This window comes from Kribbella sp. NPDC023855 (assembly GCF_040639475.1).
GTDB lineage: Bacteria > Actinomycetota > Actinomycetes > Propionibacteriales > Kribbellaceae > Kribbella.
Map to the genome: position 1 here is coordinate 249364 of NZ_JBFAAA010000009.1, position 22612 is coordinate 271975.

Genomic DNA, 22612 nt, shown 5'->3' on the forward strand with positions numbered 1-22612 from the left:
ATGCACCCACGAACGCGTCAGAACCCCCATCAGCCAGGTCGCCACCAGCCGAGCACCGTGACTTTTCGCCGGCCCGGATCAGGTGTTGCCGGATCGGCGTCGATCAGACCGATCTTGGCCTGCAGGGCGGGTCGTCCGCCAGGTACGCAGACCAGCGCGCCAGGACACAAGTACACGGACAGATGCAGTCCGAAGGTGAACCCTGGTGAAACGTCCGGCAGATCGAGCGCCACACCAGTAAGACTTCCCGTTATCGAAACCCGCAAAGCACGAATCACCACACCGGCTTCGACAATCGGGCGATTGCCTCCCGCAAGAGTGAGATCCAGCGCGGCTGCGGGCGCATAAACGGTGCCGTTGACATGAACGTTTCCGGAGATCAGTGCGCAGCCGTTGGTGGGATACGGGCCTTCAACAACACAACCGCTTCCGGCCCGGAACGCCGGCGCGCGGTAGGTGAGCTCGAGCCGGATGGCATCGATGTCTTCCGTGTCGCCGCTGGCGGTCAGTCCCGCGGTGAGCGAGATCGAGGCGCCGTTGAAGATCCCGGCGTACACGGCGCGGGCCAGCGAGCCGGTTCCGGAGGCATCGAGTGGAATCGTTGTCAGCCCGTACGCTGTTCCGCCTGGCCGACCGCTGGCCGTCGCGTTGAGGGGCTCGCCCGGGCCGACGTCGATCGTGAGGTCGAGCTTGTCGGTGGTCAGCGGGTCGCTGTGGCGGTGAGTGATCTGAAGCTCGGCCGATTCGAGGACGGAGCCGACGGGGATGGTGCCGGCCTGGCTGTAGCCGTTCAGGCTGAGTGCGGCGGTGTCGTTCGTCGTACTGCTCTTCCAGCTGGCCGCTGCGCCGTCCACTGCGCTCAACCGCCCAGCAGTCGCCGACAGACCGAACTTGCTGAGCAGAGAGACGGCTGTCGGCCTCAACACCTCATCAGTAGCCGTCTCCGCGCCGCTGGTCAGCCCGTAGACAGCTATCGGCGGACTGCTGGCCGAGTAGCTCCCACAGATCTCCGCCTTACCTCCATCCACCGCCAGACGACTTTCTCCACCAAAAACAAACTGCGCACCGGGCGCAGGCGCACTGCCGACCGGGCTGATGCAGGAGCCGGTGGGGCTGGTGGGGGTGCCGGCTATGAGGGTGCCGGTGGTGATGGTCCAGGTGTTGGGGCCGGTGAGGAGGGGGTTGGTGGTGTTGTGGAAGTCGAAGTAGTAGGTGCCGGGTTTGAACCACCAGGTGCTGTGGTGGCAAGGGCTGGTGGCGCTCATCATCTCGGTCAGGCCGGTGGCGTCGTCGTAGTAGCCGGGTGTGAAAGTGACCAGGGAGTTGGGGGTCGTGCAGGCCGGTAGGGAGCGGTGGGCGGGGACGGCCGTTGTGGCGGGTTGGTAGCCGGGGTCCGGTTGGGCTACTCCGCCTAGGCCGCAGAGGGGCGCCAGGACGCCGGTCGAGCACAGGCCGCGCGCGGAGACGGTGCCGCTGGCGGCGAGAGTGCCGGCAGTGACGTCGATCGACGAGTTGGAGAAGACCTTGCCGTGGACGCGGAAGGTCGCATCGGCGGGCTGGGTCACCGAGATGCCGGTTTCGCCGGGGATGGTGCTGAGGGCGAGGATCGCATTGTCCGGGCGGTTGCAGTCGGCAGCGGTCTCGCATCGGACGATCGCCTGCTTGGGCTCGGGCTGACACGTCACCGCCACCGAGCTCAGCCCGTCGAAGGCGAGCAGGGACAGGGTGTCGGACAGGCCGAAGCAGTGTTGCCCTGGTTCGCCGTTGTAGCTGCTGTTGCGCAAGTTGTTGATCGCCGCCTGCATGGCGCCGTCAGCCGTGTACGCCGCAGCCGCCTCCTTCCGCAGCGAGGCGTTGACCTTCTGCGCCGCGTCCGACCTCGTGAGCAACGCGGCCAACGCCACTGCCACCACGGTGATCACCACCAGCACCATCAACAGCGACGAGCCCCGCTCGTCACCCCGCCACCCGGCAACCGGCCGCCTCCGCACACTGCGGCTCACGACTGTCTCCGCAGACCGGTCAGTGCGATTTCCTGGTCACCGCTGGCTGGTTTGCTCACCACTAGGCGCAGGCTCACCGACAGCGGCGCGACGACCGCCGTACACGGTGTCGAGCAGGTCACGGACACGCCCCCTGGTTTCACGTTGCCGACCAGCCGGACATCCGACGACGGAGTACTCGAACCGACACACCTCGCTCGGTGCAGCTCGAGCACTCCGTCGACGGGCTTGAGGTAGTACGCGACCACGGCGGTACGGCGTACTGGCGGTGCGACGGCGAGGTCCCAGTCGTCCGCGAGCAGGCGCAGAGCGGAAACCGGCAAGGGCCCGCAGGTCGTGCCACCGGCATCGTCGGCCGCGTCCAACTGGAGCGACGGCTTGAACGGCAGGGATCCCCCGCCGACCGCCGCGCCGTAGTCCCGCAGGCCGAACCCCGCGACGTCCCGAGCGAAGTACACCGCGCCGAGCTGCTCGTCCTGCGACAGGTCGAGCCGGTCGGAGGTCGCGCTGATCTGCCGGAGCGCCGTGATGACAAGGTCGGACAGCGCGACCGACACGATGCCCGTCAACGTGATCGTGATCAGTACTTCGATCAACGTGAATCCCGACTCGCCACGCTTCACGAACACGGCGGATCCTCCACACCACAAGGCCTCCGGAGTACGACGTCCAGGTACTCCGATGCGCGCCCGTCCGTACTCTCGACCGACACCCGCAGTTTCTGCAACCCGCGATCCGGCAGGCACAACGGCAGCCATAACGCGCCGGTCCAGTACCGCAGCGAACCGGCGACGACCCGCGCGGTGAACCCGGCCGGCGGCGCGAATCCCGGTACGACGTACGACCCGGCCCCGGCGCAGGCGACATAGTGGCCGCTAGCAACAAACTGCTGGAGCGCCTCGGCGTAGTTGCGCACCACCGAGCTGGCCGTCGCCTGCTTGCGCTGGACGTCGGACAGCATCACGGTCGTGGTCAGCCCGGCCATCACCGCGACGATCGCGACGCCCATCAGCGCGATCGCGACGACCAGCTCGAGCAGGCTCTCCCCGCGCTCGCGCATCAGCCCTGCACCTGCCGGAACACCCCGTACATCGCCGACACCAGCGCGATCGCGACGAACCCGACGACCGCGCCCATCACGATGATCACCGCGGGCTCGAACAACCCGATCAGCTTCTTCAGCTTGTGGTCGAGCTCGCCCTCGTAGTACTGCGCGGTCACCTCGAGCTGGCGGTCCAGCGTCCCGGTCTCCTCGCCCACTCGTAGCATCTGCGCGGCGGTGCCGGGGAACAGACCGGTCGCGGCGAGCGGCTGAGCAAGACCTTCTCCGGCGAGCATCGACGTCATCACGCCGGCCAGCGCGCGCCGGAAGACGCGGTTGGGCAGCGACCCGGTGGCGATCCGCAGAGCCTGGGGCAGTTGGACCCCAGCCGCGACCATCGACGACAGGATGCGGCAGAAGCGTTCCACCAAAGCGAAGCGAACAGTGCCACCGATCACCGGTAACGCCAGCACGACGCGGTCGCGCAGATAACGCCCCGGCGGCGAACTGAGGACATAGACCAGCACCAAGATCACCAGCCCGGCGCCGATCATCAGCGCCCACCACCAATGGGTGAGGAAATCGGTGACGCCCAGCAGAATCCGGGTCGGCAGCGGCAGGTCAGCACCGAGACTGGCGAAGAACTCCTTGAACTTCGGCAGCACGAAGCCGGCCAGCACCACCATGGTCACCATCGACATCCCCGCCACCACACCGGGATAGATCAAGGCCTGTTTGATCCTCCGCCGCGCCTCCAGGTCACGCTCGAGATAGCGCGCGAGCTGGGCCAGCACGGTGTCCAGCCGGCCGCTCAGCTCGGCCGAGCGCAGGATGCCGCGGTAGTACTCCGGGAAGATCCGCGGGTGCCGGTCGAAGCAGTCCGACAGCTTCTCGCCGTCCCGCAGACCGTCCTCGACCTCGTACATCATCCGGCGCACCGTCAGGTTGTCCGACTCGCGACCGAGGCTGTGGACCGACTCCGTCAACGGCATGCCGGCCTGCACGAACGCGCCTAGCTGCCGGGTCAGATGCATGACCTCCTCACGCTTCACCCGCTTGGCGGTCAGCTCGGTCTTGAGCAGCCCGGGCTTCTCGGTCAGCCGGATGTTGCGCAGTTCGCTTTCGTACAGCGCCAGCTCGGCGTCTTCCCGGCTGTCGGCGCGCTTTGTGCCGCGCTTGGTCTTGCCACTCGGTTCTACGGCCACGTACGAGTACCGCGTCATCGCATCCCCACCGTGTAGATCGAACGGACGACCTCGGCGACCGTCGTGACACCGGCCTGCACCAGTCGCGCACCTTCCTCCTGCAGCGTCCGCATCCCTTCATAGCTTGCGGTTTTGCGGATCTCGGCGAGCGGAGCGCGTTCCACCACCAGCTCGCGGATCGCGTCGGTGACCTGCATCAGCTCGTAGACACCGGTCCGCTCGAGGTATCCGCTCTGCGCGCACTGCTCACACCCCGCGCCCCGGACCAGCCCGCCCACCGGCACCGCCACGCCGGTACTGCGAAGAAACGCGACCTCGGGCGCGGGCGGTTCGTAGTACTGGCGGCAGTTCAGGCAGATGCGGCGGATCAGGCGTTGCGAGACGACGGCGCTCACCGAGGAGGCGACCAGAAAGGTCTCGATGCCCATGTCCAGCAGGCGATGCAGCGCGGTCGCGGTGTCGGTGGCGTGCACCGACGAGAGCACGAAATGCCCGGTCAGCGCGGACTGCACCGCGATCCGGGCCGTTTCGGCGTCGCGCATCTCGCCGACCAGGATGACGTCGGGATCCTGGCGCAGGATCGACTTCAGCCCGGTGGCGAAGGTGATCCCGGCCGCCTCGTTGATCTGGATCTGGTTGATCGAGGCATACGAGTACTCGACCGGATCCTCGATCGTCATGATGTTGCGTTCGGGACTGTCGATCTCGCTCAGCGACCCGTACAGCGTCGTCGTCTTGCCACTGCCCGTCGGCCCGGCACAGATGACCATCCCGTACGGCGTACGCAGCAGCTCGGCGTAGCGCTCGGCCAGGTCTGGCGGCATCCCCAGCTGCTCGAGCCGGAACAGCGGGCGGCTCTTGTCGAGCAGACGCAGGACGGCCTTCTCGCCCCCGACCACAGCCGTGGTGGAAACCCGGATGTCGACCTCACGGCCCTCGATCCGCATCCGGATCTGGCCGTCCTGGGAGCGGCGGCGCTCGATGATGTTCAGGTCGGCGAGCACCTTGATCCGGCTGACCACCGCCGGACCGATCGTGCCCGGCAGGTCGAGCTGGTCGCGCAGCGCGCCGTCGACCCGGTACCGGACCCGGACCCGGTCGTCGTGCGGTTCGATGTGGATGTCCGAGGCGCGGTCGCGCAGCCCCTGGGTGATGATCAGCTGGACGACCTGGACCACGGGCGCGTCCTCGTTCTCGACGGCGACCTCGTCCGTGGTGAGATGCCTTGCCTGGAAGGCTTTCACGCGCTCGCCGATGCCGGCCAGCGCGCTCTGCTCCGGATGGTGGTTCTGTGCGGCCTGCTGCGCCAGTGGCGCGGTTCCCCGTCCGCGATGCTTCATGATCTGATGCCTACTCCTGTCCTCGGCCGGACTTCGAGCTCCTTCGGATGCGCGCAGCGCGAGACGGCATCGGCGTACGAGATCTCGCCGGCCTGGAGCAGTACCGACAGCGACTGCTCCAGGGTGACCATGCCTTCGCGGCGCCCGGTGACCAGGGCGTTGCGCAACTGGTGTGTCTTGCCTTCCTTGATCAGGTTGCGGATCCCGGCGTTCGCGATCATCACCTCGAAGGCGGCGACCATGCCGCCGCCGGTACGCGGTATCAGCCGTTGATGGACGACGCCGCTCAGCGCGGCGCTCAGTTGGACGCGCACCTGCGACTGCTGCTCGGCCGGGAAGACATCGATGATCCGGGCCAGCGACTGGGCGGTGTCGTTGGTGTGCAGGGTGGCGAAGACGAGGTGGCCGGTCTCGGCGATGGTGAGTGCGAACCGGATCGACTCCAGGTCGCGCATCTCGCCGACCAGCAGGACATCGGGGTCCTCCCGTAGTGCCGCGCGCAGGGCGTTTGGGAACGATGCCGTGTCACTACCGACTTCGCGCTGGTTGACCGCCGAGCGGCGATGTTCGTGCACGTACTCGATCGGGTCCTCGATGGTGATGATGTGGCAGGCCCGATCGGTGTTGATCTGGTGGATCATCGAGGCGAGCGTGGTCGACTTGCCGGAGCCGGTCGGACCGGTGACCAGGACGAGGCCTTGGTGCAGCTGCGCGAACTTGCCGATCACCTCGGGCAGGCCGAGCTCCGACATGGTCGGGATGCTGCGCGGGATGATCCGCAGCGCGAGCGCGGTGTCGCCGCGCTGGGTGAAGGCGTTCGCCCGGACCCGCGCGTTCTCCCGCCAGGAGAAGGAGAAGTCGTGCTCGTAGGTGGTCTGCCAGACGTTCGACCGGTGCGGGTTGAGCATCTCGGCGAGCAGGGTGTCGGTATCGGTTCGGGTCAACGGGGTGCGGTCCGCGACCGGCCGCAGTACGCCGTGAACGCGCAACTGCGGCGCCATTCCCACTGTCAGAAGCAGGTCGGTGCCGCCGGCGTTCCAGAGTTCTTCGAGCAACAGGTCCACCCGGCTGCCCGGCGCGGGAACTTTCATCGGATCCCCTTCCAGATCGCTGCGGTTCTGCCCCGCGGGTGGACCGGCCCTCCTCCGAGCCGGTCCACCCGTTGCCGCGCCGCAGGGGGCGCGAGGGAGGGCGGGAATCGATCAGGTACAGGCGCCCGTCGCCGTGACGAGGCCGTTGGCGCCGAGGGTGATGGTGTAGCCGGTGCCGGCGGGGCGTTCGCGGAGCAGTTGGTTGACGCCGACTGTGAGCGCGAGCCAGCCGGCGTCGTCGGCGGGCGGGTATACGCCGTTCTTGGCGTAGTACGCCTCGACGGCCACCTGGACGGTCTTCTTGTCGGTCTTGCAGGCGGAGGCGTTGCCGCGGTCCTGAATCCCGCTGACGGCGAAGACGACGATCCCGGACAGCACGCCGAGGATGACGATCACGATCAGCAGCTCGATCAGGGTGAAGCCGGACTCGTTCTTCGGTCGGCGGGTTGCGGCCAGGCGATGGACCCGGCGGCGCGGAGGGTGATCCAGTGGATGATGATTCGGCGCACGGCGGACGGTTCGGGCAGCGGAGGCCCGAAGACGGTCTTTCATGGTGCTTCCTTTGCAGATGCTCCGGCAGGCGACGGAGAAAGGGTCGTGCAGGCGCGGCACCACGCGGCGGATCGACTGGCGCACCGGCGATCCGACCCCAGGACCCGCTGTGCGGAGCCGACGCTCATCCCCCCGGATGCCGCTTGCTGCCGTGGCAAACACTCGTCTCTGCAAGGCCGCTGTCACAGCGGGTGAAAGGCTCGTCGTCCCGGACCGTTCACCCGACGGTGTCGGCAGAACGGCCGACAGACCCGGGAGTTTGCTAGGCACTCCAAAGTGCGTTCTTCCGCCGCCCGGACGACGACCGGACAGTGGTAACTCCCCAACGAACTCAAGGAGAACCATCGATGCGCGCACTTGTCGCCCGTCGTCTGGAAGGACCCGACGCACTCGAACTGATCGACACCGCGATGCCTGAGCCGGCCCCCGGCCAGCTCCGGATCAAGGTCGCCGCGGCCGCGGTGAACCCGGTCGACCTCGCCACCACCGACGGCACGCTGATCGACTACAACCTCAGCGCACCCCGCCCGCAGTTCGGCCTCGGCTGGGACGTCGCCGGCACCGTCGATGCGGTCGGCCCCGGGGTGTCGCTCACCGTGGGCAGCCCGGTGATCGGGTTGTCCGATCTGCTCGGCCGGTCGCTGAAGACGCATGCCGAGTACGTCGTCCTGAACGCTGACGCGGTTGCACCCGCACCGGCCGGGCTGGACCTCGTCGCGGCGTCGACCTTCGCGCTGAACGCCCTGACCGCGTTGCAGGCGCTGGACCGGCTCGGTCTGGTCGCCGGACAGACCCTGCTCGTCACTGGAGCCGCCGGAGGGCTCGGCGGCTATGCAGTTGAACTGGGCAAGCATCTGGGGCTCACTGTCATCGCTCAAGCGAGCACTGCCGATGAGGCGCTGGTACGAGGCTTCGGGGCCGACCACGTCGTGCCGCGAACGGCTGACCTGACCAGCGCGGTCCACGACGTCGTACCGGCTGGTGTGGATGCTGTCATCGACGCTGCGGTGCTCGGGATCGCTGCGCAGGAGCCTGTTCGCAACCGAGGTGGGCATGTCCACGTGGTCGCGGTAAACGAACCTACGCCGCTGCGGGGTATCTCGGTTCACTCGGTCTTCGTGCAGGCAGAGCGAACCGGGCTGGAGTCCGTGGTGCGACTCGTGGAGTCAGGAGCATTGTCTACCCGGGTTGCCGGGACTTACGCGCTGAGCGAGGCGGCTACGGCGTACAAGCAACTAGCCGCCGGCGGTGTCCGCGGGCGGCTGGTGCTCACTCCGTAACGGTCGCGCTAGGCCGGTACTGAGAGCTTCTGCTCGATCAGGCCAAGGCGGAGGGCGCCCATGATGGCCTGGGCGCGGTTGCAGGCGCCGAGCTTTTCGTAGAGCCGCGACACGTAGGTCTTGGCCGTCGAGTGGCTGACGTACATCGACTTGGCGATGGCCGGCACGGACAGTCCGTCGGCCAGCAGCGACAGGACCTCTCGCTCGCGCGGACTGAGCACTAGCCCGGTCGGTACCGTTGCCCGCCGGCCGAGAGCCAGTGCCAGGCCCGTTGCCGTGAAGGAGGCTGCCGCGACCGCGGCGTGCCGGATGGCGGCGAGCACTTCCGAGTTGGGCGCGGTCTTGCACACGAACGCGGACACGCCCGTCTCCAAGGCGCGGAAGAGTACGTCGTCTTCCGTCGCGGAGGTGAGCAGGACGATCCCGAGGTCGGGATAGCGGTCGCGGAGGTCGCGAGCGACCCGGAGACCGTCGCCGTCCGGCAACGCGACGTCGAGCACCACCACGTCGGGCTCGCTCGCCGCGACGACGGCGGCGGCCTCCGCGGCGCAACCGCACTCCCCCACGATCCGGATGTCGGCGGCCGAGCTCACCAGGTTGACCAGGCCGTACCGGGTCAGCGTGTGGCCGTCGATGACGGCGACACCGATCGAATCTGTCATGCGTCCCCCCGCTGCCGTCGCCGTCCGTAACCAAACGGGCGATACTGGCGACCGATAACTACCTTCTGTTACCAACATCGTTGAACGTACAGCAACTGTTACGACCTTGGCTACGGTGCTTTTCGCCGTTTCGACCGCGGTTTTCGTCACCCGGTGACCACCACGCTGGGCCGGGCTCATCCAGGCCGCGACCAGCTCAGAATCGTTACCTGGCGGGCTCCTGCTTGGGGGGTGGTGGGGTCGCTGTCGACCAGGGCGACCTTGGCGCGGAGTACGGGTGAACCGGTTGTGCCGCAGGTCGGGGACTTGGGACAGAGGTAGACGGACAGGTACATGCTGAAGACGAATCCCGGTGAGTCGTCCGGGACTTCGATCACCACGCCCGTGTACGAGAAGCTGCCGGTCTCCTTGACCCACAGGGAACGGGAGATGACCCCGAACCGGAACACCTGCTCGGCCGCGTTGTTGAGCGTGATGTCGAGCGCGGCCTTCGGCGCGTACGTCGTGCCCTGGACGTAGAACTGGTTGCCGGAGTTGTTGACCGCCGTGACCAGGGAGCAGTTGGCGCCGTCCTCGCCACCGCCCGTGTAGGGCACGCTGGTGACACACCCGCCGGCCGCGCGAAACGCCGGCGGGACGAAGCTGAGCTCGAGCTGGATCGAGTCGATGAACTCGGTGTCGGCCTTGGGATCGTTCTGCAGGTTTGTCGTCAGCGCGATGGTCGAGCCGCTGTAGGTCCCGGCGTTCACCGCCCTGGCGAGCGCTCCGGTCCGGGCCGTGTCGAGCGGGATGCTGGTCGTCTGCAATATCGTGCTGCCGAGCCGTCCAGGCGCGGACCCGGTCAACGCGGGGCCGCCGCCGGTGGTCAGGGAGACGTCGAAGGAATCGGCCGCGGTGATGTCGGTGTGCCGGTGCCGGACCTTGACCTCGGCGGAGGTCAGCACCGAGCCCACCGGGATCGCCCCAGTCGGCGCGAAGCCCTGCACCTGCAGGACAGTCGAGTCGTTCTTCTTCGCGCTCGTCCAGAACGCCACCGGGGTGTCGCCAGACGCTGCGAGGTTGGCCGCCGTCGCATCGGTGAACAGGCCGGCAGCCGTCACGCTGGAGAGCTTCAGGGCGTCGGCTCCGGTCCAGGAAGTGGTGGTGTCGGTGCCAGACTTGAGGCCGTAGATCGCGACCGGCGCCCGGTCGACGCGGTAGGTTCCGCAGATCTCGGCTTGGCCGGCCTTGATCGCGAACCGGCTGTCGCCGCCGAAGATGAACTGCACGCCGACCGCACTCGCGTTCTTGATCGGGTTGTCGCAGGAGCCCGGGATCGAGGCCGGCACTGTCGGGCTGGCGATCACGGTGCCGGCCGCGTTGACCGGCGTACCGGCGACCAGGTAGCCGTCGTTGACCGACCAGGTGTTGCCGTTGGGTCCGGCCGGCAGCAGCGGGTTGGAGTTCACGCCGTTGTTGCGGAAGTCGAAGTAGTACACGCCTGGCTTGAACCACCAGGTGCTGTTCTTGCAGGCGCTGTTGCCCCTCATCATGTCGTTCAGGCCGACTACGTCGTCATAGGTGCCCGGGAGAAACGTCACTACCGAGTTGGGCGTCGTACAGTTCGGCAGGTCACGGTGCACCGGTGGTTCCGTTGCCGAGGGCGCGTAGTTCGGGTCGTCGCCGAGGACGTTCGGCGTACTGCCGTAGTTGCAGGAAGGCGGCGGAGAGCTCTGGATCGTCCCGGTGCAGGACGTTCTCGCCCACGTCGAGGCGTTGGTGTTCAGCGTGCCGTTGACGACGTTGATGTTCGAGTTGGAGAACACGTTGCCCCGGATCCGGAAGGTCGATCCGGTGTTCTGGCGGATGTTGAGGCCGTCCTCGCCACTGACCTTGCCGAGCGTCAGGATCGCGTTGCCCGGCCGGTTGCACTGCGACAGCGACGGGCACTGGATCAGCACCTTCTTCGGGTCGGCCTCGCAGCTGACCGCTGCGGAGTCGGCACCGGAGAAACCGTTCAGCTGCAGGGTGTTCGAGCCACCGAAGCAGTTCTGGCCGGCGGAGTTGTTGTAGGTGCTGTTGCGGAGGTTGTTGATCGAGGCCTGCAACGCGCCGTCCGCCGTGTACGTCGCGGCTGCCTGGTCGCGGAGTCCCACCGTTGCCCGGACGCCGGTGTCCGCTCTGGTGAGCAGCGCCGCGAGTCCGAGCGCGATCACCGTCACCAGGATCATCACCAGGACCAGCGCTGCACCCTGTTCGGAACGGGCACGCGACTTCATGACTGCCTCCGCTGACCGTTGAGGATGATCGGGTACTCGCCGGCCAGCGGCTTCGTCGCCACCAGGCGAAGGGTGATCTCGTTCGGAACATCCGCCACCTCGCAGGCCGACGAGCAGCTCACCGTGACGCTGCCGGGCTTGACGTTGTGGGCCACCAGTACGTCGAACGGCGTGTCGCTGCCCACACACTTCAACCTGTGCAACTCGGTGCCTCCGGCCACTGTCTTGAGGTAGTAGGCAACGACCACCGTCTTCGGAGCCGTCATCGAATCCGTCGGGTCCCAGGAGTCAGACAGCAACCGCAGCGCGGCGACCGGAGTACTGGCTCCTCCACAGGTGTAGCCACCTTGGTTGTAGGCGGCATCTAGTTGGACGGATGGCTTGAAGGGCAACGAGTTGCCGCTGACGTTGTCGTAGTCACGGATGCCGACGCCCGCCACGTCACGGGCGAAGTACGACGAACTGAGCTGCGCGTCGTGCGACAGGTCCATCCGCTCCTGCGTGCTGCCGGTGTTGCGCAGGGCACTCATCACGGTGCCGGACAACGGGACCGTGACGATGCCGATGATGACGATCGCCACCAGCATCTCGACCAGGGTGAACCCGCCCTCGGACTGCTCCCTCATCCGCACAGGTCATCACCCAGTCTACAAGGCTTTCGCAGTACGACGATCAACTGCTCGCTGGCTCGCCCGTCATCGCTGACGACCTTGATGGTGAGCTTCTGCAAGCCCTTGTTCGCCGCGCAGGCCGACTGCCAAGCCGCACCATCCCAGTACTGGATGGAACCCGCGACGACCGAGTGCTGGAAGCCTGCCGGTACTGCGAAAGAGCCGAGGCCGTAAACCGTCGGTGAGTCACAGCCGTCGACATAGTGGCCGTCGGCAACGTAGTTCTGGAGCGCCTCGGCGTAGTCGCGGACGGTGGTACCGGCGGTTGCCTGCTTGCGGTGGATGTCGGACATCAGCACGCTCGTGGTCAGGCCGGCCATCAGCGCCACCGCCGCGATGCCCATGACCGCGACGGCCAGCAGCATCTCGACCAGGGTCTCTCCCTGGTCGCCGGTGACCTGGTGGCGACGCGCCATCAGCCCTGGACCTGACGGAAGATGCCGTACATCGCGGACACCAGCGCAACGGCGACGAATCCGACCACAACCCCCATCGCGATGATGACGGCCGGCTCGAACAGGCCGATCAGCTTCTTCAGCTTGTACTCGAGCTCGCCTTCGTAGTACTCGGCAGTGACCTCGAGCTGGGTGTCGAGCGTTCCGGTGTCCTCGCCGACGCGCATCATCTGTGCGGCGGTGGTCGGGAACAGGCCGGTTGCGGCCAGTGGCCGGGCCAGCCCTTCGCCCTCGAGCAGTGCCTCGCCCGCTCCGCCGAGCGCCTGCCGGAAGACCAGGTTCGGCAAAGATCCGGTCGCGACCCGGAGTGCCTCGGGAAGCTGCACGCCGGCGCCGACCATCGACGAGAGGATCCGGCAGAACCTTTCCACCAAGGCGAAACGGATCGTGCCACCGATCACCGGGAGCGCCAGGAACAGTCTGTCCCGGGCGTAGCGGCCGCCTTGGGTCCTGGTGATCGCGAACAGGATCAGCGCGAGCGCCGCAGTGCCGATGCCGATGGCCCACCACCAAGCGGTGAGGAAGTCGGTGACGGCGAGCAGCATCCGGGTCGGCAGGGGCAGCTCGGCGTTCAGGCTCGCGAAGAACTCCTTGAACCGTGGCAACACAAAGGCCGCCAGCACCACGACGGTGACCAGCGACATGAGCGCCACGATGGACGGGTAGATCATCGCCTGCTTGATCTTCCGCCGGGCCTCCAGATCACGCTCCAGATACTTCGCCAGCTGGGTCAGCACCGAGTCGAGCTGGCCGCTGAGTTCCGCGGACCGCAGGATGCCCCGGTAGAACTCGGGGAAGATCTTGGGATGCCGGTCGAAACAGTCCGACAGTTTCTCCCCACCCCGGAGTCCCGCTTCGACCTCGGCCATCATCCGGCGTACGGAGGTGTTGTCGGCCTCCTGCCCGAGACTGTGGACCGCGTCGATCAGCGGCAGCCCGGCCTTGATGAAAGCGCCGAGCTGGCGGGACAGGTGCATGACCTCCTCGCGCTTGACCCGCCGGGCGGTGATCTCCATCTGGAGGAAGCCCGGCTTCTCGGTCACCCGGATGTCGCGCAGTTCCCGCTCGTACAAGGCCAGCTCGGCCTCCTCGCGGGTCTCCGCCTTGGTGAACCCCTTGGCGCGCTGGCCGTCGGGCGCGAGGGCGACGTACGCGAACCTGGTCATCTCAGCTCCCGACCACGTAGATGGACCGCACGACCTCGGCGACCGTCGTGACACCGGCTCCGATCAGCCGGACCGCTTCTTCCTGCAGGGTCCGCATGCCCTCGTACCGCGCGACCTTGCGGATCTCGTCGTGCGACGCCCGGTCGACGATCAGCTCGCGGATGGCGTCTGTCACCGGCATCAGCTCGTAGACGCCTGTCCGCTCCAGGAAGCCGGTGTGCGAGCAGAAGTTGCAGCCCACACCCCGGACCAGCCCGCCGACCGGGACCTGGCCACCGAAGGTGTCCAGGAACGCCAGTTCCTCGGCCGGTGGGTGGTAGCTCTCACGGCAGTTGTGGCAGATCCGGCGTACCAGCCGCTGGGAGACGACCGCGCTGACCGAGGAGGCGATCAGGAAGTTCTCGATGCCCATGTCCAGCAGGCGATGCAGCGCCGTCGCGGCGTCGGTCGCGTGCAGGGACGACAACACGAAGTGGCCCGTCAGCGCGGACTGTACGGCGATTCGCGCGGTCTCCACGTCGCGCACCTCGCCGACCAGGATCACGTCGGGGTCCTGCCGCAGGATCGACCGCAGCCCACCGGCGAAGGTGATGCCGGCCGACTCGTTGATCTGGATCTGGTTGATCGAGGAGAAGGTGTACTCCACCGGGTCCTCGATCGTCATGATGTTGCGCTCGGGGGTGTTGATCTCGCCGAGCGAGCCGTAGAGCGTGGTGGTCTTGCCACTGCCGGTCGGCCCCGCGCAGATCACCATCCCGTACGGCGACCTGAGCAGACTCGAGTAGCGTTTCGCCATCTCGGCCGGCATACCGAGCTGCTCGAGCTTGAACAGCGGGCGGCTCTTGTCGAGCAGCCGGAGGACGACCTTCTCGCCCCCGACCACAGCCGTCGTGGAGACCCGGATGTCGACCTCGCGGCCTTCGACGTCCATGCTGATCTGGCCGTCCTGCGGGCGGCGGCGCTCGACGATGTTGAGGTCGGCAAGGATCTTGATCCGGCTGACCACCGCCGGGCCGATCGAGCCGGGCAGCTCCAACTGGTCGTGCAACGCGCCGTCGACGCGGAACCGGATCCGGACCCGGTCGTCGTGCGGTTCGATGTGTACGTCGGACGCCCGGTCCCGCAGGGCTTGCGTGATGATGAGTTGCACGACCTGGACGACCGGCGCTTCGTCGTTCGCGGCGGCCACTTCGACCCGGCTGGAGTCCTTGCGGATCACGTCCCGGGCCTCGAACATCTTGAGGCGGGAGTCGATCCCGGTCAGGGCCCGGAAGCTGTTGCCGATGGCAGTGAGGATGTCGGTCGGCGCCGCGATCCGTAGTACGACTCTTCGATCGAGCACGGCTCGCAGATCGGCCTCGACCTCTGGATCGGCGACCGCGACGGTGACGCTGTCCGCGTCGGCGGTCAGCGGGACGGCGGTGAGCGCCCGCGCGGTCCTTTCGTCGATCAGCGCCGCGGCCGCCGGATCCGGGCTGACCGTCCGGAGATCGACCTGACCGAGTCCGTGCTGCTCGGCGATCTGCCGAGCCCGGTTGCGCTCGATCTGAAGGTCTTCCTGCGTCGCGGCCGGCCGTACTTCGGGCCGCGTGGCGAGAGTGACGGTGTCCGCGGCCTGTTCACGCTTGCGGTGCCTCATGCCGGCGCTCCTGCCCGCAGCCGGGGCCGCGTCTCGATTTCCTTGGGATAGAGGCTGCGCGCGACGGCATCGTCGTACGAGACCGTCCCGGCCTGGACCAGCTCGGACAGCGACTGCTCGAGCGTGAGCATGCCTTCGCGCTGACCGGTGACGAGTGAGTTGCGCAGCTGATGCGTCTTGCCCTCCTTGATCAGGTTGCGGATCGCGGAGTTCGCGACCATCACCTCGTACGCCGCGATCAGTCCGCCTCCGACGCGAGGGATCAGGCGTTGGTAGACGACGCCACTCAGTGCGGCAGCCAGTTGGACGCGGACCTGGGACTGTTGCTCGGCCGGGAAGACGTCGACGATGCGGGCCAGCGATTGCGCGGTGTCGTTGGTGTGCAGCGTGGCGAAGACGAGGTGGCCGGTCTCGGCGATGGTGAGCGCGAATCGGATCGACTCGAGGTCACGCATCTCGCCGACCAGCAGGACATCGGGGTCCTCGCGGAGGGCCGCCTTGAGTGCATCGGCGAAGGAGGCTGTGTCGCTGCCGACCTCGCGCTGGTTCACGGCTGAGCGGCGATGATCGTGCACGTACTCGATCGGGTCCTCGATGGTGATGATGTGGCAGGCCCGGTCCGTGTTGATCTGGTTGATCACGGCCGCGAGAGTCGTCGACTTGCCGGAGCCCGTCGGGCCGGTGACGAGGACCAGGCCCTGATGCTGGCGGGCGAACTGGCCGAGGATCGGTGGCAGCCCGAGCTCGGCCATGGTCGGGATGTTCCGCGGGATCATCCGGAGCGCGAGCGCACTGTCGCCGCGCTGGCTGAACGCGTTGCCGCGGATCCGGGCGGTGTCACGCCAGGAGAAGGAGAAGTCGAGCTCGAAGCTGTTGCACCAGGCCTCGGCCTGTACCGGCGTGAAGAGCTCGGACAGGACCTGGTCGGTGTCGTCGTGACTCAGTACTGCGGCGCCGCTGACCGGATGCAGTTCGCCGTGGACGCGAAGCTGCGGTGGCATGCCCACGGTGAGCAGCAGGTCGGTGCCGCCGGCGTTCCAAAGCTCCTCCAGCAGCACGTCGACGCGGCTACCGCGAGCAAGACCTTTCATGACCGTTCCTCCGCTTGCCGAGATGGAACACTGCCGGGAAGAGCCCTTGGGGGTCAGCCCTCCCCGGCAGTGCGCTTGTGGTTATGGATCAGGGGAAGAGGCAGTTGGCAGGTGTCGACGTCACCGCGCCGTCGGCGCCGAGTGTGACGGTGTAGTCGGGGCTACTCGGCTGGCTCTTGAGGAACCGGTCATCGCCTGTCGTGAGCACGGTCCAGTTGCCAGCCGCGGGGTAGGCGCCGGTCTTTGCGTAGTACGCCTCGACCGCGACCTCGACGGTGCTGACATCCGACTTGCAGGCCGCCGCGGTGCCGCGGTCGTTGATGCCTGAGACGGCGAAGACGACGATGCCGGACAAGATTCCGAGGATGACGATGACGATCAGGAGTTCGATCAGGGTGAAGCCGGACTCGTTGCGGCGAGCCTGGCGGAGATTCTGGAGCATGGTTTTCTCTTTCTCTGGTAAGGATTCTGGCCTGTACTGCGAGACGTGCTAGCCCGTCGGCGGATCGCGGCTGCACCTCCCGTCCTGCAGGAGGGCCGCGGCCAATTGCCGGATCGCCAGGCTGACCGCGTGGTCTGGTTGGGCCGCCGCGAGTGGTTCGCCGCGGTTGATCGAGGCGGGTACGTCGTCCCAGGCCGGCAGCCGGCCGGCGATCGGGCTGCGGACCAGCGCGTCCAGGAACTCGTCCGGAAGGTCCGATCCGGGGTCGGAGCGGTTGATCACGATCGACCGCGCGGCCCGGTCGTACGGCAGCAGGTCGAGCATGTCGAGCGTGCCGCGGAGGTTCTTCAGCGCGGGCCGCTCCGGCGTGGTGACCAGGATCTGGTGGTCCGCGGCGTCGAGGGCCGCGAGTACGTGCGGAGTGAAGTGGCTGGGCGTGTCCACCACGACGAAGTCGTAGGCGATCGGCAGGACGGCCAGCAACCGGCTCACGAGCGCGGCCGGGATCAGTCGCGCCTCGCCCGGCCGGGTCGGCGCCAGCAGGCAGTCGAATCCGGGCAGGTAGTTCGTCATCAGCGAGGCGACCGTCGCCGGCGTCAGCCGGTCCATCACCAACGCGTCGACCATGCTGCGTTCGGGCCGGAGCCCGAGCACGCTGGCGGCGTCGCCGAACTCCAGGTCGAGGTCCAGCAGGCAGACGCGGTACGCGCCGCGGTCGTGCAGAACGGTGGCGAGGTTCGTCGCGACAGTCGTCTTGCCGCAGCCGCCTTTGGCCGCGAAGACCGTGACGATCCGGCAGTCCGCCATCCCACACCCCCCGTCAGAATGAGGGATCCGCACTCTCCGTCACCGTTTCGGCCGCCGATCCCGCCTACAGAGTGGCGGCGGCCGTTCAGTCGTCACAGCGGGTGAACGGGCGACAGAGAGGCTACGACCGGGTGGGCCGATCAGCCCACGCCTGTCCACCGAACGCCCTACAGACAGCCTGTCGGGTACGGTGCTCCTGGTCGGGCTGAGAAGGGGCGTGGGTGTGACGGCGAACGACGACGGATTCGATCGGTTGATCGAGCCTTTCCGTTCGGAGTTGCTGGCCTACTGCTACCGGATGCTCGGCACGATCCACGACGCCGAGGACCTGGTTCAGGACACGTATCTGCGAGCGTGGCGCGCGCGGGAGCAGTACGACGAATCCTTGAGTTCCGTTCGGACGTGGCTCTACCGGATCGCGACGAATGTCTGTCTGACCGCGTTGAAGAGCCACGGCCGGCGGCCCTTGCCATCCGGGTTGGTGGCCGAGTCCGAGCCGCTTGCGCCGCTCGTCCGGGCCGAGAACGTGTCCTGGCTCCAACCCTTGCCGGACTCGATGCTGGCCGGCGGTGACCCGGCCGGCGCCGTGATCGACCGGAGCAGCCTCCGCCTGGCGTTCGCCGGTGCCCTGCAGCACCTGTCGGCCCGTCAGCGCGGAGCGCTGATCCTGCGTGATGTGCTCAGCTTCTCCGCAGCCGAGGCGGCGGAGATCCTCGGTACTACGGTCGTGTCGGTGAACAGTTCCCTGCAGCGGGCCCGCGCCCGGCTGAAGGAGACCGGGATCGAGCATGACAGTGCCAGCGAGCCGCTCGATGCCGAGCAGCGAGCCTGGGTCGAGCGCTACATGCAGGCCTTCCTGAACGCCGACGTCGAGGGCCTCAAGCAGCTGCTCACTGACGACGTCATCCTGGAGATGCCGCCGATGAGCAACTGGTTCACCGGTCCGGGCAACTACGGCCTGTTCATGGAATGGGTCTTCGCGAAGGCCGGAACGGACTGGCGGCTGAAGCCCGTCACCGCCAACGGTCAGCACGGTTTCGCCGCCTACCGGCGCGCCGGTGACGGGTACGAGCTGCACACGCTCCAGATCTTCACGGTCACGACCGAGGGCATCGGCCGCACTTCGGTGTTCCAGGATTCCGGGGTGTTCGCGGCGTTCGGTCTGCCGGCCAGATTCGACGCCTAGATCTTTTTCCTCGCAAGCGATGAGTTCCGGACCTGTCGGCGGTATGTACTCCCGAGTTCGCCGGAATCCCCCGGGCGAACCGCTCACCAGGGAGAACCCGATGTCAGACAATCGCGCCGCAGACGTGGCCGCCATCCAGGCCGTGCTGGTCGACTCGTACAAGGCGTGGGAAGCCGGCGACGCGGACGGCATGGTCGCCAACTACACCGCGGATGCCACCGCCATCCTGCCCGGCTCGCTTCGCGACGGCCGGGCGACGATCCGGGACAGCATGGCTCTTGCCTTCGACGGGCCGCTCAAGGGCACCTCGACCTACGACAAGCAACTCAGCCTGCGTTTCGTCGGCAGCGACGCCGCGATCGTGATCAGCGAATCCGGCGTCTTGTTCCCGGGTCAGACCGAGGTCCCGGACACCGGCAAGGTGAACGCGACCTGGGTCTTCGAGAAGCGGGCCGGCCAGTGGCTGATCGTTGCCTACCACAACAGTCCGGTCCTGGCCGTTTCGAGGTAGCAGGGAGAGGGCTAGCTGGAGTCGGGCAGGGTGGCCTGGAGTTGGAGGGCGACCTGGACGTTCAGGGTCCGCTCCGGCTCCAGCCAGCCTTCCCCCAGCAGGACGGTGATCCGGTCCAGGCGTTGCTGGACCGTGTTGGGGTGCACGTGGAGGGCTTCGGCTGCCCGGGTTGGGCTTTGACCGGCCGCGAAGTACGCGCGGAGAGTGCCGATGAGGTCGGTACCGCGCTGTTCGTCGTACTGGATGACGGCGCCGAGTACGTGGCTCACATGGGCAGCGACGTCGGTCTCTGTGGCGCCGACGAGTCCTGCGAGGCCCAGGTCGTCGCGGGTTGCGGCCTGTCGCGTTCGGCCGAGGCGCAGCATCGTGGCGACGAGCCGGGCCGCCTCGCGGTATACTGCGATGACTTCGCTTCCCCACGTCGCCGGGCCGGTCACCGCGATGGTGACACCAGTACGCCGAGCCACCTCGCGCAACTCCCCCGCCACCCTCACCGGATCGGAGTCGGCGATCAGCAGGACCAGGTCACCGGCGTACGGGCCGACCAGCGCGAGCCTGTCCTCCAGGGGAGCTGACAGTCGAGCCAGTACTCCGGTGTGGTCGCCTCTGCAGACGGCGACGATCACCTGCTTGGGCATCTGCTTACCCAGCAGGCGAAAGCGATCGGCGAGTGCACGCGGGTCAGTAGTGCCACTGAGCGCATCCGCGAGGATGTCCGCCTGAGCACGCTGCGACTGCTCGGCGGCCTGCCTGCGGAAGAGCAGTACCAGTGCCGTGACGACTGCGGCACGCTCGACGATCCGCTGGTCGGCACCAGACAGCTCGTCAACGCCACCGATCACCAGCGCGCCAAGCCGCTCGCCCTTTGCGGTCGCGGCAACAACCCAGCAATCGGCGACTCTGGTCAGCCGCCCGGAGGCCGGCGACGCTGCCCACGGAACCAGCCGTCCAGGCGGACCCGACGACGGCTTGCCGCCTTGACCGGCCTGAGGATTCACCCCGCCAGCCCGGACCAATTCGTTGCCGGTGGCATCGACCAGGATGACCCAGACGTCGAGCAGCTCGGCCAGCGCGGCGGCGATCGCGTCGACGTCGCCGCCGGAGAGCACGATCTCGGCGAAGCGGTCGTGGGCCGCAGCGGCGTGTTCGGCACCGGCGTGAGCGGCTGAGAGTTGCTCGAGCGCAGCGGCCGTTTCGGCAGCGCCTCGGACCTGAACGATTGTGACCGCCGCCAGCGCGGCCAGCGAGCCGAGCAAGGAGACTTCCTCGCGGCTGAACGGCCGGCGCGTGCGGTTGGAGGCGAACAGTACGCCGACGAAGGCGCCGTCCACGATCAGCGGCGTACCGCAGATCGCCACCAGACCTTCCTCGCCGACCGCGTTGTCGATCGTCGAGATGTGCTTGAAGCGGTGATCCGCGGGATAGTCCGCTGTCCAGTAAGGCTTGTGCGTCTCGGCGACCAGCCCACCCAGACCCGCGCCGAGCGGCAGCCTGAGCTGCTGGAACGCGGCCGACACCGATCCGTCGGTGGCCCGCATGAAGGTGTCGCCGCGCGCCGCGTCGTACAGGGTGAGGTAGGCGACGTCGGTGCCGATCAAGGTGCGGGCCCGGTGGACGATGGTGTCGAGGACGCTGCCGGGGTCCCGGGCGGAGGCCAGTTCGCGGGCGACGTCGACCAAGGCCGACAACTCGGTCTCACGTTTCTTGCTGGCGTCCATCCCGGCGCGGATCCGGAGCGCGAGGTCGCGGGCGGCCTGGTTCGATCCGGCCGCCCGCGCGAGCTCGCTGCCCGGCGCGTCCTCCGCCAGCAGGCGTAGCAGTTCCTCCATCAACGGATCATGTCACCGCTGACGATCACAGCTCGGCCAGGTTGCGTCGGCGGGTCTCGCCGTAGCTGAGCACCGCGACGATCGAGATCAGCGAGCAGACCGCGACGTACGCCGAGATGGCGAACCCGGAGTCGTAGGCCTTCAGCAAGGCGACCGCGATGAACGGTGCCAGGCCACCCGCGATGACGGAGGCCAACTGGTAGCCGACCGACACCCCGGAGTACCGGACTCTGGTGCCGAACAGCTCGGTGAAGAAGGATGCCTGCGGCCCGTACATCGCACCGTGCAGGATCAGCCCGATGGTGACCGCGAGGACCGCGAGCCCGAAGCTCTTCGTGTTCACCATCGCCATGAAGACGGAGCCCCAGACGCCGACCCCGATCGCGCCGAACAGGTAGACCGGCTTGCGCCCGATCCGGTCCGACAGTGCGCCCCACAGCGGGATCGCGCAGAAGTGCACCGCGGCGGCGATCAGGACGGCGTTCAGCGCGAACGACTTGTCCAGCTTGAGATGTTCCTTCGCGTACGTCGCGATCACGATCGTGAAGATGTAGTAGCTGACGTTCTCGGCCATCCGGGCACCCATCGCGGTCAGCACCTCACGCGGGTACTTCGTGATCACCTCGACGAACGGCAGCTTGCCGGCCGGCTCCTGCTCCTGCTTGGCCCGCGCGTCCTTGAACAACGGCGACTCCTCGATCCGCAGCCGCACCCAGAGCCCGACCAGCACCAGTACTGCGGACAGCAGGAACGGAATCCGCCAGCCCCACTTGTCGAACGCCGCATCACTCTGGAATGCCGCGAGCCCGGCCAGTACGCCGTTCGCGAGCAACTGTCCCGCCGGCGCACCCGCCTGCGGCCACGACGACCAGAACCCACGCCGCTCAGGACTGCCGTGCTCGGACACGATCAGTACTGCGCCACCCCACTCGCCGCCGAGCGCGAAGCCCTGGACGAGCCGTAGTACCGTCAGCAGGATCGGGGCCAGCGCGCCGACCTGGGCGTACGTCGGGAGCAGACCGATCGCGAACGTCGCCAGCCCCATCATCACCAGCGACAGGACGAGCAGGTTCTTGCGGCCCAGCCGGTCGCCGAAGTGCCCGAACACGACACCGCCGACGGGCCGGGCGAAGAACCCGACGGCGAAGGTGGCGAAGCTGAGCAGCGTGCCGGTGAGCTGCTCGCCCTTGGGGAAGAACAGATCCCCGAAGACGACGGACGCGGCGACGCCGTACAGGAAGAAGTCGTACCACTCGACAGTGGTACCGATCAGGCTGGCGCCGACCACTCTCGCGATCGGGGTCTTGGTCGCCGTCGGTTCGGTTGATGTTGCCATGGGCGGGCTCCTAGTGGCCTGGGTCCGGGTTGGGTGAGTTGCTGGC

General features: G+C 67.5%; 21 protein-coding genes. 3 read left to right on the top strand and 18 right to left on the bottom strand.

Going from position 1 to position 22612, the window contains the following annotated elements:
* Positions 1 to 29 precede the first annotated feature (29 nt).
* From AB0F51_RS28450 to AB0F51_RS28480, 7 genes are all read right to left on the bottom strand, one after another.
* Positions 30 to 2003 (bottom strand): hypothetical protein, encoded by a 1974-nt coding sequence (locus AB0F51_RS28450; RefSeq protein WP_360284818.1) that lies wholly within the window; start codon positions 2001 to 2003, stop codon positions 30 to 32.
* Positions 2000 to 2632 carry a prepilin-type N-terminal cleavage/methylation domain-containing protein gene (locus AB0F51_RS28455; RefSeq protein ID WP_360284820.1) on the bottom strand — a complete coding sequence of 211 codons (633 nt, stop codon included), beginning with the start codon at positions 2630 to 2632 and terminating at the stop codon, positions 2000 to 2002. The genes AB0F51_RS28450 and AB0F51_RS28455 overlap by 4 nt, the downstream gene beginning before the upstream one ends.
* On the bottom strand, positions 2623 to 3063 hold the full coding sequence (locus AB0F51_RS28460; protein ID WP_360284822.1) for a type II secretion system protein: 441 nt from the start codon (positions 3061 to 3063) through the stop codon (positions 2623 to 2625). The genes AB0F51_RS28455 and AB0F51_RS28460 overlap by 10 nt, the downstream gene beginning before the upstream one ends.
* Complete coding sequence (locus AB0F51_RS28465; RefSeq protein ID WP_360284823.1) at positions 3063 to 4268, bottom strand: type II secretion system F family protein; 1206 nt, start codon at positions 4266 to 4268, stop codon at positions 3063 to 3065. Before AB0F51_RS28465 ends, AB0F51_RS28460 begins: the two co-directional genes overlap by 1 nt.
* Positions 4265 to 5590 carry a GspE/PulE family protein gene (locus tag AB0F51_RS28470; protein WP_360284825.1) on the bottom strand — a complete coding sequence of 442 codons (1326 nt, stop codon included), beginning with the start codon at positions 5588 to 5590 and terminating at the stop codon, positions 4265 to 4267. The genes AB0F51_RS28465 and AB0F51_RS28470 overlap by 4 nt, the downstream gene beginning before the upstream one ends.
* A complete protein-coding gene (locus AB0F51_RS28475) occupies positions 5587 to 6681 on the bottom strand; it encodes a type IV pilus twitching motility protein PilT (protein ID WP_360284826.1) in 1095 nt (364 codons plus the stop codon). Before AB0F51_RS28475 ends, AB0F51_RS28470 begins: the two co-directional genes overlap by 4 nt.
* A 111-nt stretch (positions 6682 to 6792) precedes the next feature.
* Entirely contained in the window at positions 6793 to 7233 is a 441-nt protein-coding gene (locus AB0F51_RS28480; RefSeq protein WP_360284827.1) for a prepilin-type N-terminal cleavage/methylation domain-containing protein, read from the bottom strand.
* Positions 7234 to 7580: 347 nt separating this feature from the next.
* Here AB0F51_RS28480 and AB0F51_RS28485 point away from each other — a divergent pair, with 347 nt between their 5' ends.
* The gene (locus AB0F51_RS28485; RefSeq protein WP_360284828.1) at positions 7581 to 8513 is read left to right on the top strand and encodes an NADP-dependent oxidoreductase; all 933 of its coding nucleotides are present in this window, start codon (positions 7581 to 7583) and stop codon (positions 8511 to 8513) included.
* A gap of 8 nt (positions 8514 to 8521) precedes the next feature.
* Here AB0F51_RS28485 and AB0F51_RS28490 read toward each other — a convergent pair whose 3' ends face one another.
* The 9 genes from AB0F51_RS28490 to AB0F51_RS28530 all read right to left on the bottom strand — a co-directional run bounded on the left by AB0F51_RS28490 (position 8522) and on the right by AB0F51_RS28530 (position 17704).
* Positions 8522 to 9175, bottom strand: a complete 654-nt coding sequence (locus AB0F51_RS28490; protein ID WP_360284830.1) for a response regulator transcription factor — start codon at positions 9173 to 9175, stop codon at positions 8522 to 8524.
* A gap of 176 nt (positions 9176 to 9351) precedes the next feature.
* Complete coding sequence (locus tag AB0F51_RS28495; RefSeq protein ID WP_360284831.1) at positions 9352 to 11433, bottom strand: hypothetical protein; 2082 nt, start codon at positions 11431 to 11433, stop codon at positions 9352 to 9354.
* Positions 11430 to 12059 carry a type II secretion system protein gene (locus AB0F51_RS28500; protein ID WP_360284833.1) on the bottom strand — a complete coding sequence of 210 codons (630 nt, stop codon included), beginning with the start codon at positions 12057 to 12059 and terminating at the stop codon, positions 11430 to 11432. The genes AB0F51_RS28495 and AB0F51_RS28500 overlap by 4 nt, the downstream gene beginning before the upstream one ends.
* Positions 12056 to 12520: a type II secretion system protein gene (locus tag AB0F51_RS28505; RefSeq protein ID WP_360284835.1), complete on the bottom strand. Its 465-nt coding sequence runs from the start codon at positions 12518 to 12520 to the stop codon at positions 12056 to 12058. Before AB0F51_RS28505 ends, AB0F51_RS28500 begins: the two co-directional genes overlap by 4 nt.
* Positions 12520 to 13725, bottom strand: coding sequence for a type II secretion system F family protein (locus tag AB0F51_RS28510; RefSeq protein ID WP_360284837.1), 1206 nt, complete (start codon positions 13723 to 13725; stop codon positions 12520 to 12522). The genes AB0F51_RS28505 and AB0F51_RS28510 overlap by 1 nt, the downstream gene beginning before the upstream one ends.
* 1 nt (position 13726) lies before the next feature.
* Positions 13727 to 15364 carry a GspE/PulE family protein gene (locus tag AB0F51_RS28515; protein WP_360284839.1) on the bottom strand — a complete coding sequence of 546 codons (1638 nt, stop codon included), beginning with the start codon at positions 15362 to 15364 and terminating at the stop codon, positions 13727 to 13729.
* Positions 15361 to 16455: a type IV pilus twitching motility protein PilT gene (locus AB0F51_RS28520; RefSeq protein ID WP_360284841.1), complete on the bottom strand. Its 1095-nt coding sequence runs from the start codon at positions 16453 to 16455 to the stop codon at positions 15361 to 15363. Before AB0F51_RS28520 ends, AB0F51_RS28515 begins: the two co-directional genes overlap by 4 nt.
* 88 nt (positions 16456 to 16543) lie before the next feature.
* Complete coding sequence (locus AB0F51_RS28525) at positions 16544 to 16897, bottom strand: prepilin-type N-terminal cleavage/methylation domain-containing protein (RefSeq protein WP_360284843.1); 354 nt, start codon at positions 16895 to 16897, stop codon at positions 16544 to 16546.
* 48 nt (positions 16898 to 16945) lie between these two features.
* Positions 16946 to 17704 carry a P-loop NTPase gene (locus tag AB0F51_RS28530; protein WP_360284844.1) on the bottom strand — a complete coding sequence of 253 codons (759 nt, stop codon included), beginning with the start codon at positions 17702 to 17704 and terminating at the stop codon, positions 16946 to 16948.
* Between the two features lie 223 nt (positions 17705 to 17927).
* On the opposite strand from AB0F51_RS28530, the gene AB0F51_RS28535 reads away from it, so the two are divergent.
* Positions 17928 to 18890: a sigma-70 family RNA polymerase sigma factor gene (locus AB0F51_RS28535; protein ID WP_360284845.1), complete on the top strand. Its 963-nt coding sequence runs from the start codon at positions 17928 to 17930 to the stop codon at positions 18888 to 18890.
* Positions 18891 to 18990: 100 nt separating this feature from the next.
* Positions 18991 to 19401: an SgcJ/EcaC family oxidoreductase gene (locus AB0F51_RS28540; RefSeq protein WP_360284847.1), complete on the top strand. Its 411-nt coding sequence runs from the start codon at positions 18991 to 18993 to the stop codon at positions 19399 to 19401.
* A gap of 11 nt (positions 19402 to 19412) precedes the next feature.
* On the opposite strand, the gene AB0F51_RS28545 is transcribed toward AB0F51_RS28540, so the two are convergent.
* Together AB0F51_RS28545 and AB0F51_RS28550 are read right to left on the bottom strand one after the other, a co-directional pair.
* Positions 19413 to 21230, bottom strand: a complete 1818-nt coding sequence (locus AB0F51_RS28545; RefSeq protein ID WP_360284848.1) for a GAF domain-containing protein — start codon at positions 21228 to 21230, stop codon at positions 19413 to 19415.
* A 25-nt stretch (positions 21231 to 21255) separates the two neighbouring features.
* Positions 21256 to 22566 (bottom strand): MFS transporter, encoded by a 1311-nt coding sequence (locus AB0F51_RS28550; protein ID WP_360284850.1) that lies wholly within the window; start codon positions 22564 to 22566, stop codon positions 21256 to 21258.
* Between the last annotated feature and the right edge of the window lie 46 nt (positions 22567 to 22612).